Below are 16,928 nucleotides of genomic sequence, written 5' to 3' on the forward strand. Positions count from 1 at the left end.
GGCACGTCCGTCTGGTCGCCGAAGACCTGCGGGGATGCGACCGGCAGGTCCGCGTACCAGTCGTAGAAGGACAGCATGGGCGCGCCGATCAGCGACATGAAGCGGGCGCCCGCCGCGTGCGACACCATCGACATCGCGGGGATGGGGGAGAAGCCGGCGACCCGGTCGGGGCCGTGCGTCTTGATCGTGTGGACGTGCGCCGCCGCGATGATCTCGACGGCCTCGTCCCAGCTCGCCCGCACCAACCCGCCCTTGCCGCGCGCCTGTTGGTACCTCCTGCGCCGCTCCGGGTCGCCCTGGATGTCCGCCCAGGCGAGGACCGGGTCGCGCAGCCGTGACTTCGCCTCGCGGTACATCTCCAGGAGCACGCCGCGCAGGTAGGGGTAGCGCACGCGGGTCGGCGAGTACGTGTACCAGGAGAACGCGGCGCCGCGGGGGCAGCCGCGCGGCTCGTACTCGGGGCGGTCGGGGCCCACGGACGGATAGTCGGTCTGCTGGGTCTCCCAGGTGATGATGCCGTCCTTGACGTACACCTTCCAGCGGCAGGAGCCCGTGCAGTTCACGCCGTGCGTCGAGTTCACGACCTTGTCGTGGCTCCACCGGTCCCGGTAGAAGGTGTCCGCGTCCCTGCCGCCGACGAGTCCGATGCTGTGCAGGTCGGGGGCGGCGGTGCCGCGCCGGAAGTACTTGCCCGCCTTCAGCAGGGCGGCGCCGGGCTCGGTCGTCTCTGTCACCGTGTGAGCTCCCTAAGTCTGCCTTTCAACGAACCTAGGTGCGGGGCGGCGGGGGCACACGGCGGCGACCGCCGTACGGGTTGCGGCGGCACGTGGGGGGCGGAGTCCTTACCCCAGAGGTAATCGACCGGCGCGCGGGGGCCCGGCAGGGTGGTGTCACCGGATCCGGTCCGGCGCACTCCGGACCGGTTCCGCCCGCTCTTCTCTCTTCCGACCTCTTCTCTCTTCCTCTCTCTTCCGCCGCTTGGAGGCTGGTCCCGCATGTCCACGTACTCTGCGCACCCGCACCCGCACCCGCACACGGCGCTCACCGCGCTGGCCCGCACGAACGACCCGAAGACGATGCTGCGCCGCTTCCTCGCCCTCGACGCGGTCGTGACCACCGCGAACGGAATCGCGTACGCCGCCGCGTCCGGCCCGCTCGGTCGCCTCCTCGGTGTCGACGCGGGGCTCCTGCTCGTCCTCGGCGTCTCCCTCGCGCTGTATGGCGTGGGCGTCGGCTACCTCGCGTCACGCAAGAGCCCGCCCCAACTGCCCGTCCGCGGGGTGATCGAGGTGAACACGGCCTGGGTGGTGCTCAGCGTCGTCGCCCAGTTCACCTGGCTCTCGCCCAGCACGGCGGGCGCGGTGTGGATCCCGCTCCAGGCCGTGGTCGTCGGTGGCTTCGCGGCCGTGCAGTACGCGGCGCTGCGGGCTCTTCGGCCCTAGGCCCGCGGGGGCGCTTCGGCCCCTAGGCCCGCGGGGGCGCTTCGGCCCCTAGGCCCGCGGGGGTGCCTCGGCGCCGCGCGCGTCGAAGCGGCTGCGGGCGGCCTCGATCTCGGACAGGTACCGGTGCGTCCAGGCGCACATGCCGTCGACCGTGGCGAGCAGCCCTTCGCCCGCCTCGGTCAGGCGGTACTCGACGCGCGGTGGCACGGTGGCGTACACCGTCCGGTGCACGACGCCGTCGCGCTCCAGGCCGCGCAGGGTCTGGGTGAGCATCTTGTGGCTGATGCCGTCCACCGCGGTCCGCAGCTCGGTGAAGCGCAGCGTCCGGTCGGCCAGGGCGTTGATGATCAGCAGCGCCCACTTGTTGGCCACGCCGGAGAAGATCTCGCGGGCCAGCGAGTCGGCGCGGGTCAGGTCCGCGTCGTCGGCAGGGCCGCCGCCGGTCCGCTCGGTGTTCCTCATCAGGCTCCCTTTGGTCGGCTGCTAGGACGCCGACGACTGGAGGTACTTGACCGTCGCCGGGTCGGCCGGGAGCAGCGTCTCGATGGCCAGCTCGGCGACCGTCACGTCCATGGGGGTGTTGAAGGTCGAGATCGACGAGATGAAGGAGAGCAGGTGCCCGTCGTGCTCGAGGCGCAGGGGCAGCGCGAAGTAGGGCACGCCGCTCTGCGGGCCCTCGCCCTCGAAGACGTCGACTCCAGGGTCCGCCACCGGATACGCCGCCACCTCCTCGTACACCGCGCGCAGCGCGTCCGACCGCTGCAGAGCGATCTGCCGCTCCATCTGGTGCAGCAGATGCCCCCGCCACTGGCGCAGGTTGCGGATCTTCGGGGCGAGGCCCTCCGGGTGGAGCGTGAGCCGCATGGCGTTCAGCGGCGGCTGCAGGAGGCGCTCGGGGACGCCGTCGAGGAACATCGCGATGCCGCGGTTCGCGGCGATCACGTCGTACGACGCGTCGACGACCAGGGCGGGGTAGGGCTCGTAGCCGCGCAGGAGCTGTTCCAGGCCCTCGCGCAGGGCGCCCATCGAGGGGTCGTCCAGCGGGGTCTCGCGGAATCGGGGCGCGTAACCGGCCGCCAGGAGCAGCGAGTTGCGGTCGCGCACGGGTACGTCGAGGTGCTCGGCGAGGCGAAGGACGATCTCCTCGCTCGGGCGTGACCTGCCGGTCTCGATGAAGCTGATGTGCCGTGCCGAGGAGTCGGCGCGCAGGGCCAGCTCCAGCTGGCTCACCTTGCGCCGTTCGCGCCAGCCGCGCAGGAGCGGGCCGATGCCGGTGTTTTCCTTGGTGGACGCGGCACTTGTCATACCCAGACAGTAATCGAAGGCGTGCGCGATCCGCCGGGGCGGCGGAGGGGTTCCGCGGCCGGGTGGCCTGATCAGAGCCTCGCGGGAGGCGATGTGTCAGGCTGAGGGATATACGTGTACGTACAGCTGAGCAATATGCGCGTGCGTCGATACGTACGCCCTACCGCGTGCGTCGATACGTACGCCGTACGCACGGAAAGGAGCGCGGTCATGTCAGTCGAACCGCTGTCACAGAAGGACGTCGAGGAGCGGCTCGCGGAGCTGCCGGGCTGGTCGCTCGACGGCGACCGGATCACCCGCTCGTTCCGGCTCGGCTCGCACTTCGCGGCGGCCGCGATGGTCGTCCACATCGCGCAGATCCAGGAAGAACTCGGCCACCACTCCGATCTGACCCTCGGCTACAACACCGTCTCGCTGTCCGTGAACACGCACAGCGCGGGCGGCGCTCTCACCGCCCTCGACTTCGAACTGGCGGGCAGGGTCGAGGAGATCGCGGTCGGGCACGGGGCGGTCTGAGGGCCGATGCTGGACTACGGCAAGGAAGCCGACCGCTATGACGCGTCGCGTGGCGGCGAGCCCCGCGCCGCCGCCGCTGCCGCAGCGGTCGTCGGCCTGCTGCCGCCGGACGCGGGTGACCTCCTGGACGTGGCCTGCGGCACGGGCCTGGTCACCCGGCGCCTCGCGGGCTCGGGCCTGCGGGTGACCGGGGTCGACGCGGCGCACAACATGGCGCGCATGGCGTCGGGACGGCTGCCGGGCGCCATAGTCCTGGGCGACAGCCGCCAACTCCCCTTCCCCTCGGCCTCGTTCGACGCGGTGTGCGCGGTGTGGCTGCTGCACCTGCTGTCCGGCGCCGAGGAAGCGGCGGCGGTCGTCGCCGAGTGCGTGCGGGTGCTGCGCCCCGGCGGCGTGTTCGTCACGACCGTCGACAAGGCCGCCGCGCACGACGTGGGCAGCGACATCGACGCCGTACTGGCCCCGCGCCCGGTGCGCCCCGCGGTAGACCGCGCCCAGGCGGTCGAGGCGTACGCGGCGGCGCAGGGCCTGGCATCGGCCGGCCACACCTGGTTCCGCGGCCACGGCCAGGGCCGCACCCCACGCTCCACGGTCGACGACCTCCACCGGGGCTGGTTCACCCGGATCCCGCCGGACGGCCCCCTGGCGGCACGGCTCGCGGAAGGCCTGGCGGCACTCCCGGACCAGGAAGTACCGCGCCCGGACCCGCGGTTCACGCTCAGGTCGTTCCGGAGGCGGCCCGCCGGGTGAGGGTTCGCGACCGACGCGCGGTTGATGTGCCGCGGTTTGCCGGAACGGCAAGCCGACTAGCCACGGCGGAGGCCGTCGAGCAGGGTGGAAACCGCTCCCAGGGCCCGCGTGAGGGCCTGACCTCCAACAGACCGAAGGCGGCGGCAGAGACGATGGCTCACGACCACGAGCACGGCCACAACCACGGCCACGGCCATGGGCACCACCACGAGGACATCGACTGGGCCACCATGGGCCCGATGCTGGAGCGGCACGCACAGCTCGCCGCCCCGCAGAACCGCGAGATCGCGGCGTGGCTGCGCACCTGGCAGCCGGAGCCGAAGCTGATCGCGGACGTGGGCGGCGGTTCGGGCAGCATCTCCTTCCTCCTGGCGGAGATCTTCCCCAAGGCGGACGTGATCACGGTGGACCCGGCGGAGCCACTCCTGGAGCGAGCCAGGGAGCGGGCAGCCCGAGAGGGCCTGACGGACCGAGTGACCACCCTGCACGCGGAACTCCCGGAGGGAATCGGCGAGTTGCCGCACGCCGACCTGCTCTGGATCGGCCGGGCGCTGCACCACGTGGGCGACCAGGAGGCGGCCCTTGCCGCCCTCGCCGACCGCCTGGCACCGGGCGGCGCGATCGCGCTCCTGGAGGGCGGCCTGAACTCCCGCAGCCTGCCCCGCGACATCGGCTTCGGCCGGCCGGGCCTCCAGACCCGCTTCGACCTGACGGACGAGAAGTGGTTCACGCAGATGCGCGCGGACCTGCCGGGCGCGAAGACGGTCACGGAGGACTGGCCCACGCTCCTCACCGAAGCGGGCCTGCGCCACGGGGGCACCCGCTCGTTCCTCCTGGACCTCCCGTCCCCCGTCTCCGCAGAAGCCCGCGCCCACCTCGTCACCGAGCTCTCCCGCCGCCGGGAGATGCACGCGGACACCCTCGACGCCGACGACCTGACCACGGTCGACCGCCTCCTGGACCAGGGCGACGAGCAGAGCTTGCACCACAGGACCGATGTGTTCCTGTTGTCGGTGCAGACGGTGCATGTGGGGGTCAAGGGTTAGCGCCGCAGTGGCCGGGGCGGGCGTACACGGTGACGCGCCAGCCCCGGGCGCTCTTGGTACCGCACTGCTCGAAGCGGTTCTCCAGGACGTCGCGCTTCACGGTCTCCCGCTCGATCGCGTCGCCGGGATCGCGCGAGGGATCGGTGACGAAGACGATCCGGTGTTGCTTGAGCATCCGGGCCCGGATGACATCGGCGGGGGCCTCGGTGCCGTACAAGGTGTGTGACGCGGCCGGACGCCGATCGAGGGCGAGGTCGTCGAGCCCGGCGACGGCCCGCGGGTGTGGCAGGGTCCATACCCGGCGCCGCAGGGGCATGTACAGCACGGCGTCGCCCTCCCTCCCGGCGTCCTGAATGGCTTGCGTGACCGCTGTGGTGTCGTCGAGGCGGCTCTCAGGGGTACGCAGATGCATGCTGACGGGCGCCAGTGCGAGCAGAGCGGCAGCGGTGGCCGCCACGGCGAGGGCGGCGCGCCCGCGCCCGCCGCGCGTGACCCGGTCGAGGAGCGCACCGATGAGTAGCGCGAGCCCGGCGAGGCCGTACAGGACGTAGCGGTCCGTGTAGAGGGGCTTGACCGGGGCGATGAGCAGCAGCGTGAGGGTGGGGGCGGCGAGCAGGGACAGAGCGAGTCGGCGTAGCCCGATCGGCTGTCTCGCATCCCCCGCCCGCCTCCCCAGGAGCGCGGCGCAGACGGCCCCGGCCACACACAGGCCGACGGCCCCCGCGTACAGGTTCAGGTCGACATGCAGCCACCCCACCTGATCCTTCTGGCTCTGGCTCAGCACAGCGAGCGGCGCAAGCCCCGTGACCACGACCGCCGCGGCCAGGGCCCACGGCCGGCGCGCGGTTCGCGGCACCGTCAGTGCGTGCGCGGGCAGCGCGAACACCGCGAACTCGTGCAGCAGGCAGGCCACAAGCAAGAGCGCGCCGTACCAGCACCACAGGCGGTGCGCCCGACGCCCGTCGGCCGAGACCGCGCGCACCAGCGCGTACGTGGCCCAGACGACCAACGCGCACACCAGCGCGTACGAGCGGCCTTCCTGCGCGAACCGCTGGATCGACGGCACCACCGCGAACACGACCCCGGAGAACAGCCCCGTACGCGGACCGGCGAGGTGTCGCCCGACCACCGCCACACCGGCGGCGGCCACGCTCATCGCGAGGACGGACGGGATCCGCATGACGAGCATCGGATCGGCGCCGCCGAAGAGTTCACAGATCCGGAAGAGGCCGTACGTCAGCAGGTAGTAGAGCCCGTGGACGGCGTCCGCGTGCCCCAATGTCTGCCAGAGGTCGGACAGGCCGCGGTGCGCGACATCATAGGTGACCGCTTCGTCCCGCCACATGTGGCCGCCGCGGCGTATGCCCCAGAGTCCGAGGGTGATGGCGAGCAGCACACCTGGCAGGAGCGCAGGCAACCACGCTCTCCATCCCAGGAGTTGAAGTGCGCGTTCCGCTCGCGGCGCGGTTGCCCGTGACGGGGGCGGACGAGTGGTCTGCGTGGCGGCGGCGATGGCGGGCTCCCCGTGCGTGTGCGGTCGGCTTTCTAAGCCCCGGGCCCAAGAACGGGCCCAGGAAGCCGAGTTCAGCGGCGCGTGGATTGATAGGCAGCCCTGTTCCGCCGTGCCGATCAATTGCTAGCGTGGCCCCAGATCTTGACCAGAGGGGGCTGGGAGGGGCGGGTTGCGATGGGGCGTCGCGAGAAGCCGCTGGAGCCGACGGCGGGCCCCGTCCATCGCTTCGCGCACGAACTCCGCAAGCTCCGCGCCGAGGCGGGCAGTCCCACGTACCGGGCGATGTCGCAGCGCGTGCCGTACTCTGCGCCCACGCTCTCCGCGGCTGCCGCAGGAGAACGCTTGCCGACGCTGCCCGTGCTGCTCGCCTATGTGGCCGTGTGCGAGGGGGACCCGGCGGAGTGGCAGCGGCGCTGGTACAAGACGGTCGCCGAGGACGCCCGACGGGACACGGAGGGCGGCGAATCGCCCTATCCGGGGCTTACCAGATTCGACACCGACGATCAGGCCCGCTTCCACGGCCGCGACGACCTCGTGGACGAACTGGTGCGGCTCGCTTCACGACGCCGCGTCGCGGCAGTGATCGGCGCATCAGGTAGCGGCAAGTCCTCACTGCTGCGAGCCGGGCTCATCCCGGCGCTACGGGACTCCTCCGCCGCGTGGCGTCCCGCCGCGATCCGCATCCTCACTCCGGGCGACCGCCCGGCCCGCACCCACCGCGGCCTGTTGGAGCCGGCCGACGGCGAGGGCGATACGCTTCTTGTGATCGATCAGTTCGAAGAGGTCTTCTCGCTCTGCCACGACCCGGCCGAACGGGCGGAATTCCTGCACCGGTTGCTGGCGGCCCGCGCCTACGAGAGCCGCCTGCGCGTGATAGTCGCCGTGCGCGCCGACTTCTACGGCCGCTGTGCCGAACACGGCCCGCTCGCCGAAGCGCTGGGCGATGCCAACCTCCTCGTCGGACCCATGCAGCCGAGCCGCCTGCGCGAGGCCATCGTCAGACCGGCGGCATCCGAACGGCTCATCGTGGAGCGGTCGTTGACCGCCCGGATCGTGGCCGACGTGGCGGGCGAGCCGGGCGGGCTTCCGCTCATGGCGCACGCGTTGCGCGAAGTGTGGCGCAGGCGCAGCGGCAAGACACTGACGGAGGCGGCGTACGAGGCGATCGGCGGTGTACGGGGCGCCATCGCGCACACCGCGGAGGACGTCTTCGGGCGTCTGACGGAGGCGGAAGCCGCGACAGCGCGTCGGCTGCTCCTGCGGATGGTGGCGCCGGGCGACGGCACGCAGGACACCCGCCGCCCCGTCGACCGAGCCGAACTCCCGCCCGGCTGCGACGACGTACTGGAACGCCTCGTCACCGCGCGGCTGCTCATCGTCGACGGCACTACCGTCGACCTCGCCCATGAGGCCCTGATCAGCGCCTGGCCCAGGCTGCGGGGTTGGGTGGACGCGGACCGGGACCGGCTGCGGCTGCACCGGGCGCTGACGGAGGCTGCCGTGATGTGGGAGGAGTTGGGGCGGGATCCCGGGGCGTTGTACCGGGGGACCCGGCTCGAGGCGGCTCGGGAGACGTTCGGTGAAGTCCCTGCCGGGGGTGAGATGACGGCGCTCGAGGCTGAGTTCCTGGAGGCGGGCGTCGACGCGTACGAAGAGGGAGTGCGGGCCGGAGCCCGCGCCGCACGGCGTACACGCACGCTGTTGTCCGGCCTGGCCGTGCTGCTCTGCCTCGCCGTGATGGCGAGTGTCGCCGCCTGGCAGCAGAACCGGAACGGGGAGCGGCAGCGGGCGGAGTCGGAGGCGCGGCGGATCGTCGGCGTCGCGCGGACGCTGAGGCTCTCGGATCCGGTGACCGCGATGCGGCTGAGTCTGGCAGCCTGGCGGGTGGCGGATCTACCTGAGACGAGGGAAGCGGTGCGTGCCGCAGGCGCGTGGCAGGAGCAGGACTCGTTCTCCGGCCTGGACGACGGCAGCGCACCGAACGCACCACGCTACTTGAGCGCGAACGGCCGCACGCTGACGGCGATCGACCGTGACCGCGTGGTCCGGTGGGACGTGCGCGGCCAACGCCGCATCGGCACGTACGAACGGCAGGGGATCCACCAGAGCAACATGGATGTCAGCGCCGACGGACGCCTGATCGCGCAGCACGGCAAGCGTGGCGTACTGGTGTGGGACCTGAGCAGAAACCGAGCGGTGGGTCCGCGCTTCGGTACAGGGGAGTGGCAGGACACGGACGGCTGGTTCGGGTCGAGCGGGCGGACCTTCGTCATCCGCAAGGGAGCCCGTGAGGGCGCCACGGTCCAGGTGTGGGACGTTCGGAGGCACAAGTTGCTCGATGAGATCCGCGGCCGGACCACGGAGAGCCCGGCCCCCGTGCTCAGCCCTGACGACCGGCTGCTCGCGACTTGCTCGGAGACGGGCAGCAGTCTCTCCGTCCGGGACATCGCGAGGGGGCGAGAACTCCGGAGGACTTGGCCGCGGGAGGTGGACGAGCAGGTCTGCGGCGCCCCGGAGGTGACCTTCACCCCGGACAGTCGGGCGCTCGCCTTCTCCATCCCGGGCGGCATCCGTACATGGGAGCTGCGGACCGGACGGGAGCGGCCGAAGATCAAGCTGCCAGGTGACACGGAGGCGAGCCTGGACTTCGGCGAGGACGGTGCCAACGTCGCCGTCCTCGCCGAGGGGACGATCACGCTGCGGCGGACTCAGGCCCCCGGCAGGCCTCTGCTGCGATACCCAGTGCAGGATCGTGGAGTCACCGACGTGAGGTTGGACGCAGCGGACGGAGTGATCCGCTACCAAGCCAACGCCGAAGTCGTACGAAGCCTCGACATCCGTACGGCCCTGTCGGCGCACCGGCTGGAGCAGCCGCTGACGGCTGCGCGCTTCAGCTCGGACGGCCGCACGCTCGCGACCGTCGAACGCCGTGCCGGCAAGGCGGAGTTCAAGCTGCGTGACGCGCAGAGTGGTGCCGTCTCGGCGTCGCTGCCCGGTCCGGCGTGCGCGGACTGCGAGGCGCCGCCGTGGGCGTTCTCACCGGACGGCCGGACGTTCGCGTACGGGGTCATCGGGAAGCGTGGCACGACCGTTCGGCAGTGGGATGTCGTGCAGGGCGAGGAGTCGACCCGCACGACGGTGCCGTCGTGGGTAGAGAGCCTCGTGGTCCCGCCGGACGGCGCGGAAGTGGTCACTGGGGGTGCGCCGTTGGGCGCGCGGGACAACGACGACTGGGAGATCGAGGTCTGGAAGGTCACGAAGAAGGCGTCGAGCAGGGTGCTGCGCCGGGCGACGGCCGGTCTCTCGGGAACGCTGTCACCCGACGGACGCTCCGTCCTCACCTGGGACGGTGTGCTGACGGACCTCGCGACGGGTCGGTCCGCGCGGGCATTGCGCGGCGAGAATCTGTTGGAGACCTCCGTGTACAGCCCCGACGGCCGCTATCTCGCCGTGGCCGATGACGAGGGGAGACTCACCTTGTGGGACGCCCATGGCACCCGCGCTCTAGGTGTGCTCTCCCCGGGGTCGTACGACCGGGCCGAGGAGAGCCAGGGTTTCGGGTCGTCCCTTTCCTTCTCCGAGGACGGCCGTTACCTCGCGGCGGGCGGGGCGGACGGCGCCGTACGCGTCTGGGAGACGGATGCCCCCCGCCTCGCGGGCGCCGAGTACCCCGGCACCGACGGACCCGTCCTGGCGCTCGGCTTCGCGGGGGAAGAACTCCGTGTGGCGACCACGAACATACCCAGTCGTTCGATGCCGATCGCCGCGGGGCGCATGGCGGACGTGGTGTGCGATCGGGCCCGAGGCGGGCTCAGCAGGGCTCAGTGGCGTACGTATCTGCCGACTACCGAGTACCGAAGGACCTGTTGAGTCAGAGAGGCGCCCCCACCCGGCGGACCGGACGGGGACGCCCAAGCTGACCTCAGACCACGTCGAACGTCGCCGGATCCGCCCCCAGCCGCCGGTCCTCGTTCAGCGCACTGATCGCCGCCATGTCCTCGGGGTCCAGCTCGAAGCCGAAGACGTCGATGTTCTCCTTGATCCGGGACGGAGTCACGGACTTGGGGATCACCACGTTGCCCAGCTGGATGTGCCAGCGCAGGACCACCTGGGCCGGTGTGCGGCCGTGTTTCTGGGCGATCGCCACGATCGCCGGGACCTCCAGGAGACCCTTGCCCTGGCCGAGCGGGGACCAGGCTTCCGTGGTGATGCCCTGCTCCGCGTGGAATGCGCGGGAGGCGCGCTGCTGGAGGTGCGGGTGGAGTTCGATCTGGTTGACGGCGGGGATGACCGACGTCTCGGCGAGCAGCTGCTCCAGGTGCTCGGGCAGGAAGTTCGAGACGCCGATGGACTTCGCGCGGCCGTCGGCGTGGATCTTCTCGAAGGCCTTGTACGTGTCCAGGGCGAGACCCCTGGCGGGCAGCGGCCAGTGGATCAGATACAGGTCCACATGGTCGAGACCGAGCTTCTCCAGGGACGTGTCGAATGCGCGGAGCGTCGAGTCGTATCCCTGGTCGGCGTTCCAGAGCTTCGTCGTGACGAAGAGATCCTCGCGGGCGACGCCGGATGCGGCGATGGCCTTGCCGGTGCCCTCTTCGTTGCCGTAGACGGCAGCGGTGTCGATGCTGCGGTATCCGGCCTCCAGCGCCGTGGCGACGGCGGTCTCCGCCTCGGCGTCCGGCACCTGCCAGACACCGAAGCCGAGCTGCGGCATCTCGACGCCATTGTTCAGGATGATCGGGGGGACCTTGCTCACGAGCTCTCGATCCTTTAATTCGTCGGGTGGTACTCCCATGGTCAACGATCAGCTGCGGTACTGCATTCCTTGAACACTCCCGGGTGAAGTCCGGGCGGTTTTTGGCCCGCACCATTGACCGCGTTCCGTCATGCCACGACCCTATTGCACGCCACTGAACGCGGAACACTCATGTGAACGAACGAAGTGAACATGATGGATGCGAACCGTGAATCCTGAGCCGTTCCTACTGACTGAGCGGGAGCGGGTCCTCTTGCCAGAGCCCATGCTCAGCCGGGTGCCACCAGATGGGCGGCCTGCCCGCGCCGCGCCGGCGAACCCGGGAACACACCGACCTCGGCCAGCACCGCCGCGTCCCTCGCCGACACTCGCGATCGGTCCCGGACAGCCACCCCGGCGGGGCCGGACACCACAAACGGTGCTCCCAACTCCCGTAATCCACCCACCCCTTCGCCTCCGTCCGGCCGATCGTCGACGGTGCGGTCCACATGGCGGCGCTGAAGGGCGAGCGGCTCTGGCGCATACCGAGCAACGCGGACAACGAGGACGTCGGGACGCCGAGGGCGTTCTACGTCCGCGCGTACGGGCGGCTGCGCGCGCGGTCACGGCCGTGCCGGACGCGGCAGCCGACGGCAACCAGCTCCGGCTCTCCACCACGAACGCCGACAACCACGGAGGGCAAGCCAGACGGTTCGGAGGGGATCTTCCGCGTGGCCCTCGGACAGGTCCCCCGGGGCGGCTACGTCGGCTGGTCCCGGGCCACGGTCGTCCCCAGGTACGCGTCCCGCACCTTCGCGTCCGCGCGTACCTCGGCCGCCGTGCCCTCGGCCAGGACGTTGCCGAGGTCGAGGACCACCACGCGGGCGCAGAGCTCCATCACGAAGGCCACGTTGTGCTCGACCAGGAGCACGGCGCAGTCCTCCTCGTCCGCGAGGTGCCGGATGACGGCCGAGAGCTGGCCCCGCTCGTCGGCCGTCATTCCGGAGGCGGGCTCGTCCAGGAGCAGCACCCTGGGCGGGTCCGCCACCGCCCGTGCCAGTTCCACCATGCGGGCCTGGCCTACGGGCAGGGCGCCCGCGTAGTCCTCTGCGAGTGCCTCAAGTCCGCACTCGCGCAAGACACGTGAGGAGCGGGCCCGCCTTTCCCTCTCGTGCGTACGCCGGGTGGGCGCCGCAAGCAGATCGGCGCCGAACCCGCCACCGCCGCCCCGCCACTCCTGCGCGACGAGCAGGTTGTCGGCGACCGTGAGCTGCCCGAAGAGCTGCTGGCGCTGGAAGGTGCGGCGCATTCCGTGGCGTGCGCGCCATACGGGGGAGCGGCGGGTCACGTCGACGCCGTCGAGCAGGACGCGCCCCTGGTCGGGGCGGCGGATGCCGGAGACGACGTCGAACAGGGTGGTCTTTCCTGCCCCGTTGGGCCCGATGAGGCCGCAGACCTCGCCGGGACGCAGGCTCAGGTCCACGCCCGTGAGGGCATGGACGCCGCCGAAGCGGACCCCGATGCCGGAGGCTTCGAGGACGCGGTCGCTTTCGAGGACGCGGTCACTCATGGTTGGCCCACTCCTTCGGCGCGGCCCTGCGCGGCGATGCCCAGATAGGCCTCGGTCAGCTGGTCCGCCCGGACCTCGGAGCGGGGGCCGCACCAGGAGACCCGGCCCTGCGCGAGGTAGGCGACGGTGTCGGCGATGCCGAGGATCTCGGCCGCCTTCTCCTCCACCAGGAGCAACCCCGTCCCGGCGTCACGGAGTTCGGCGAGGAGACGGAAGACCTCGTCGACCACGCGGGGTGCGAGCCCGAGGGACGGCTCGTCCGCGATCAGGACCTCGGGCGGGCGCTGGAGGAGGGGTGCGAGGGCGAGCATCTGCTGTTCCCCTCCGGAGAGGGAGCCCGCGGTGACCTTCCGCCGCGAGGCGAGGCCGGGGAAGCGGTCGTACACGGCGTCGCGGGCGTGCCCGTCCGGCAGGTGCAGGGCGAGGTTCTCCTCGATGGTGAGGGAGGGGAAGATGCCGCGGCCTTCGGGGGCGAGGACGACTCCCGCCCGGGAACGGTGGACGGGGCCGCTGCGGGTGGAGTCCGCGCCGGCGACGTAAATCTGCCCCCTGGCGGGGGTGATCAGCCCCGCCGCGACGCGGCATGTCGTCGACTTGCCTGCGCCGTTGGGGCCGAGGAGGGCGAGGATCTCGCCGGGACGGACGGTGAGGTCCACGCCATGGAGGACGAGGGCGCCGTCGTATCCGGCGTGGACGTCACGCAGGGCGAGGGAGGGAGGGTTCTTCTCCCCCATCCCGCCCCTTCCCGAAACCGGCTCCGCCGCCACCGGTGGCCGTCGATCACCGGCTCCGCCGAGTTCGTCCTCAAACTCCCCCAAGCTCTTGAAGAGCAGGGAGGGACCCCCACGACGGGCTGAAACCCCCGCCACCCGCCGCCGATGCAACCGCACCGAAACCGCCGCACAGTACCCGTCAGGATCATTGGCGAGCGCCAACCCCGCCAACCCGAACAGGATCACCGGCAACTGCACGGACTCCGTCACGTAATCGGCGACCAGATGCGGCACGATCGCGAAGACGAGCCCCGCCACCACCGCGAACTGCGGCCGTCGCACACCCGCGGCCACCACGACCGCCAACCACACGAGGCCCGTCATCGCGGTGAAGTCCGTGGCCGTGATCCGCGTGTTGAACGACGCGTACATCACGCCGCCGAACCCCGCGAGCCCCGCCGACAACGTGAACAGCAGCAGCTTCGTCCGCACCACCGAGACCCCGGAGGCCATCGCCGCCGCCGGAGCGGACCGCACCGCCAGCATCGCGCGGCCCGTGGCAGATCCCCGCAGCGCGCTCAACGCGGCCACGGCGACCGCCACCAGGACGACCATCGCCACGCCCATCGCGCGGTCGTCGCCCAGGTCGACCGGGCCGAAGACGGCGCGGGGGATCTCCCACCCGGTGTCTCCGTTCCTCAACCACCCCATCTGGAAGAGGACTTGATCGGCGAGGAAGGCAAGGGCGAGGGTCGCGAGCGCCAGCGACCGGCCGCCGAGACGCAGTGCCGGCAGCGCGACGAGCGCGCCGAGCACCGCAGCCCCGCACGTGCCCACCAGCGCCGCGGCGATGAACGGCCACCCATGGCTCATCAGCAGCCCCGCCACGAGTGCCGCGCCCGTCACGAACGTCGCCTGCGCCAGGGACACCATCGCGCCCAGGCCCGTCACCACGGTGAAGGAGATGAAGACCAGCGAGATCGCCAGGCCCTGCGCGAGGATGCCGCTCCAGAAGGGCGTGGTGACCGTGTAGAAGGAGAGGGCGAGCAGTACGCCTCCCACCGTCCAGGGACCCCAACTGCGCAGCCACGACTTCCCGGCGAGATAGTCGATCGGCGGCGCGTCCACCGCCGCCGTGCCCGCCGTCCGCTGCCGCCGCGTCAGCAGGAGCAGCCCGGCGAAGAGGATCAGGAAGGGGACCGCCGTGCGGAACCCGGTGATCTTCTCCGCGAAATCCGCGTACCCGGCGACCAGGTTCTGCAGGACACCGAGCCCGAGCCCGCCCGCGAACGCCAGCGGAATCGACATGAAGCGCCCGAGCACCGCGGCCGTCGCCGACACGAACAGGAACAGGGTGAAATCGTGCGAGGACAGGCCCAGCAAGGGAGTCGCCAGCACTCCGGCGAGACCCGCGAGCCCCGACGACAGCATCCACGCCACCGACGAGAGCCGGTCCGCGCTCATGCCCCGCAGCTCCACGAGCGAGCGGTTGTCCACCGCCGCCCGCAGCCGAAGGCCCAGCGGCGTGTGGCGCATCAGGATCCACAGGCCGACCGCGACCACGGCGGTCGCTACCCACGTGATCAGCTGGTCGGAGTCGATGCCGACGCCGTCCATCAGCTGCCAGTTCTTGGCGGGGCTCGGCCCGACGCCCGGCAGACCGAACTGGTTCTCGGCCGGTTTGACGGAGGCCCCCGCTTCATCGAGGAGCTCCACGACCCACAGGCCGAGCGCGGGCAGCGCGACGAGCAGTCCGATCGTCGCCACGATCTGCGCGGTCTCGCCCACTCTCGCCAGCTTGCGGAACATCATCCGGTCGAGGCCCCAGCCGAGCGCGGGCGCCACGACACAGACGAGAAGGAGGGCCGTCGGTACGGCGGGCCAGCCGAAGCCGGAGTGGAGTTCGTAGAAGGTGAGCGCGCAGAGATAGGCGGTCGCGCCGTGCGCGAAGTTGAAGAGTCCGGATGCGGAGTAGGACAGGACGAGGCCTGTCGCGAGCAGCGCGTAGAGGGCGCCGGAGACGAGACCGCTCAGCACGAATCCCAGCAGGTCCGACATGGGTGTCGTACCCCCCTACTTGAAGGGGATGGGTTCGTAGCACTTGAAGGGCGACGACACCGCGTACTTGCCGCCCTTGAGCTGCACGAGCGCGCCGCAGCCGAACGACTCCTTCTGCCCCTTGGGCAGGCTGCGGTCGCCGACCATCGTGTCCTTGTCCGAGAAGCCGTTCGCCGCCTGCTGGAAGGAATCCACGGTCAGGTCCTTGCCGGCCTTCTCGGCGATCGACAGGAAGAGGTCGGCCGACATGTAGCCGGTCATCATGTGCATGTTGAGCGGGACGTCCTTGCCCGCCGCCTTCTTGATGTCCGCCTTGAACTGCTTCATCGCCGGGGTGTTCTGCTCGAACGGCTGGAAGGACAGCAGGATGTGCACACCGTCGAGCGCCTTCTTCGTCGCGCTCTTGGCAAGCAGGCCGGGATCGTAGTCGGTCGGGTCCGTGATCACGCCCTTGAAGCCGGAGCGCTTGACGGCCGTGAAAAGGCCTATGTTGTACGGGGTCTGCATGACGGAGACGACCACGTCCGGCGCCTTTCCGCCGTCGGAGCGCAGGATCTCCTTGGTGTACGCCGACCAGTCGCTCGGCACGGAGGTCGCGGGCACGGTCGACTTGGCGTACGTGACCTCGTAACCGGCCGCAGCGAAGCTCTGCTTGTAGGTGCGGATGGCGAAGGTGCCCGCGTCGTTGTCGTTGGCGAGGATGGCCACGGACTTGCCCTTCGAGCCGTCCGTCACCTTCTTCAGGCCCTCGGGCCAGCTCTGCGTGATGGTGCCGCCGGGCATCGGCACCATGCAGCCGCCGAAGCCGTACATGTAACTCGGGCCGCAGAACGGCGGGATGGTGCCCCAGCCGAACGTCGGGACCTTCTGCTTCTGGAGGAAGTCGGAGCCGGAGAAGGTGACCGAGCTCATCGGCGAGATCGCGAAGACCTTGTCCTGCTGGACGAGTTTGCGCGCCGCCGCGAGATTCTTGCCCGGGTCCTGGCCGTCGTCCTCCGCGCCCAGGTAGTCGATCTTCCGCCCGTGTACGCCGCCTTCGGCGTTCGCGCGGTCGAAGCGGGCCTGGGCGCCGAGGTCGGTGTCCTTCTTGCTGTAGCCGCTGGCGGTCGTCATGGAGACGATGCCGCCTACCTTGATGGAGTCGGCACTCACGCCGCGTACGGAGCCGCCGGCTCGGTCGCCGCCGCTCGAATCGCTGCTGTTGGAGGCGGAGTTGCAGGCAGTGGCGAGCAGGAGTGCGGCCACGGTGGCAGTGATGGTGCGGATCGATCGCGACACGG

General features: G+C 70.9%; 13 protein-coding genes. 5 read left to right on the forward strand and 8 right to left on the reverse strand.

Annotation, left to right across the window (positions count from 1 at the left end; genetic code table 11):
- Positions 1-734: molybdopterin-dependent oxidoreductase (locus tag AC5P1C_RS35685; RefSeq protein ID WP_493870143.1), on the reverse strand; the 734-nt coding region annotated here is incomplete at its 3' end.
- A gap of 261 nt (positions 735-995) precedes the next feature.
- Between AC5P1C_RS35685 and AC5P1C_RS35690 the strand changes: the two genes are divergently transcribed.
- The gene (locus AC5P1C_RS35690) at positions 996-1,442 is read left to right on the forward strand and encodes a hypothetical protein (RefSeq protein WP_493870144.1); all 447 of its coding nucleotides are present in this window, start codon (positions 996-998) and stop codon (positions 1,440-1,442) included.
- A gap of 48 nt (positions 1,443-1,490) precedes the next feature.
- On the opposite strand, the gene AC5P1C_RS35695 is transcribed toward AC5P1C_RS35690, so the two are convergent.
- Both AC5P1C_RS35695 and AC5P1C_RS35700 read right to left on the reverse strand, forming a co-directional pair.
- A complete protein-coding gene (locus tag AC5P1C_RS35695) occupies positions 1,491-1,904 on the reverse strand; it encodes a winged helix-turn-helix transcriptional regulator (protein ID WP_493870145.1) in 414 nt (137 codons plus the stop codon).
- 21 nt (positions 1,905-1,925) lie between these two features.
- On the reverse strand, positions 1,926-2,747 hold the full coding sequence (locus AC5P1C_RS35700; protein ID WP_493870146.1) for a helix-turn-helix domain-containing protein: 822 nt from the start codon (positions 2,745-2,747) through the stop codon (positions 1,926-1,928).
- A 210-nt stretch (positions 2,748-2,957) separates the two neighbouring features.
- On the opposite strand from AC5P1C_RS35700, the gene AC5P1C_RS35705 reads away from it, so the two are divergent.
- The 3 genes from AC5P1C_RS35705 (at position 2,958) to AC5P1C_RS35715 (ending at position 5,059) form a co-directional block, all read left to right on the forward strand.
- The gene (locus AC5P1C_RS35705) at positions 2,958-3,263 is read left to right on the forward strand and encodes a 4a-hydroxytetrahydrobiopterin dehydratase (protein WP_493870147.1); all 306 of its coding nucleotides are present in this window, start codon (positions 2,958-2,960) and stop codon (positions 3,261-3,263) included.
- Positions 3,264-3,269: 6 nt separating this feature from the next.
- Positions 3,270-4,013 carry a class I SAM-dependent methyltransferase gene (locus AC5P1C_RS35710; protein WP_493870148.1) on the forward strand — a complete coding sequence of 248 codons (744 nt, stop codon included), beginning with the start codon at positions 3,270-3,272 and terminating at the stop codon, positions 4,011-4,013.
- 152 nt (positions 4,014-4,165) lie between these two features.
- Positions 4,166-5,059 carry a methyltransferase gene (locus AC5P1C_RS35715; RefSeq protein WP_493870149.1) on the forward strand — a complete coding sequence of 298 codons (894 nt, stop codon included), beginning with the start codon at positions 4,166-4,168 and terminating at the stop codon, positions 5,057-5,059.
- Here the strand turns inward: AC5P1C_RS35715 and AC5P1C_RS35720 are convergent.
- Positions 5,049-6,476 carry a glycosyltransferase family 39 protein gene (locus AC5P1C_RS35720; protein WP_493870150.1) on the reverse strand — a complete coding sequence of 476 codons (1,428 nt, stop codon included), beginning with the start codon at positions 6,474-6,476 and terminating at the stop codon, positions 5,049-5,051. The genes AC5P1C_RS35715 and AC5P1C_RS35720 overlap by 11 nt on opposite strands.
- Before the next feature lie 270 nt (positions 6,477-6,746).
- Between AC5P1C_RS35720 and AC5P1C_RS35725 the strand changes: the two genes are divergently transcribed.
- Positions 6,747-10,442: an nSTAND1 domain-containing NTPase gene (locus AC5P1C_RS35725; RefSeq protein WP_493870151.1), complete on the forward strand. Its 3,696-nt coding sequence runs from the start codon at positions 6,747-6,749 to the stop codon at positions 10,440-10,442.
- A gap of 52 nt (positions 10,443-10,494) precedes the next feature.
- Here AC5P1C_RS35725 and AC5P1C_RS35730 read toward each other — a convergent pair whose 3' ends face one another.
- The 4 genes from AC5P1C_RS35730 to AC5P1C_RS35745 all read right to left on the reverse strand — a co-directional run bounded on the left by AC5P1C_RS35730 (position 10,495) and on the right by AC5P1C_RS35745 (position 16,926).
- Positions 10,495-11,286, reverse strand: a complete 792-nt coding sequence (locus AC5P1C_RS35730; protein ID WP_493870194.1) for an aldo/keto reductase — start codon at positions 11,284-11,286, stop codon at positions 10,495-10,497.
- 781 nt (positions 11,287-12,067) lie between these two features.
- Complete coding sequence (locus AC5P1C_RS35735) at positions 12,068-12,877, reverse strand: ABC transporter ATP-binding protein (RefSeq protein ID WP_493870152.1); 810 nt, start codon at positions 12,875-12,877, stop codon at positions 12,068-12,070.
- Positions 12,874-15,648, reverse strand: a complete 2,775-nt coding sequence (locus AC5P1C_RS35740; protein ID WP_493870153.1) for an ABC transporter permease subunit — start codon at positions 15,646-15,648, stop codon at positions 12,874-12,876. The genes AC5P1C_RS35735 and AC5P1C_RS35740 overlap by 4 nt, the downstream gene beginning before the upstream one ends.
- Before the next feature lie 15 nt (positions 15,649-15,663).
- A complete protein-coding gene (locus tag AC5P1C_RS35745) occupies positions 15,664-16,926 on the reverse strand; it encodes an ABC transporter substrate-binding protein (RefSeq protein WP_493870154.1) in 1,263 nt (420 codons plus the stop codon).
- Positions 16,927-16,928: the final 2 nt, after the last annotated feature.

This window comes from Streptomyces sp. A18 (assembly GCF_059026065.1).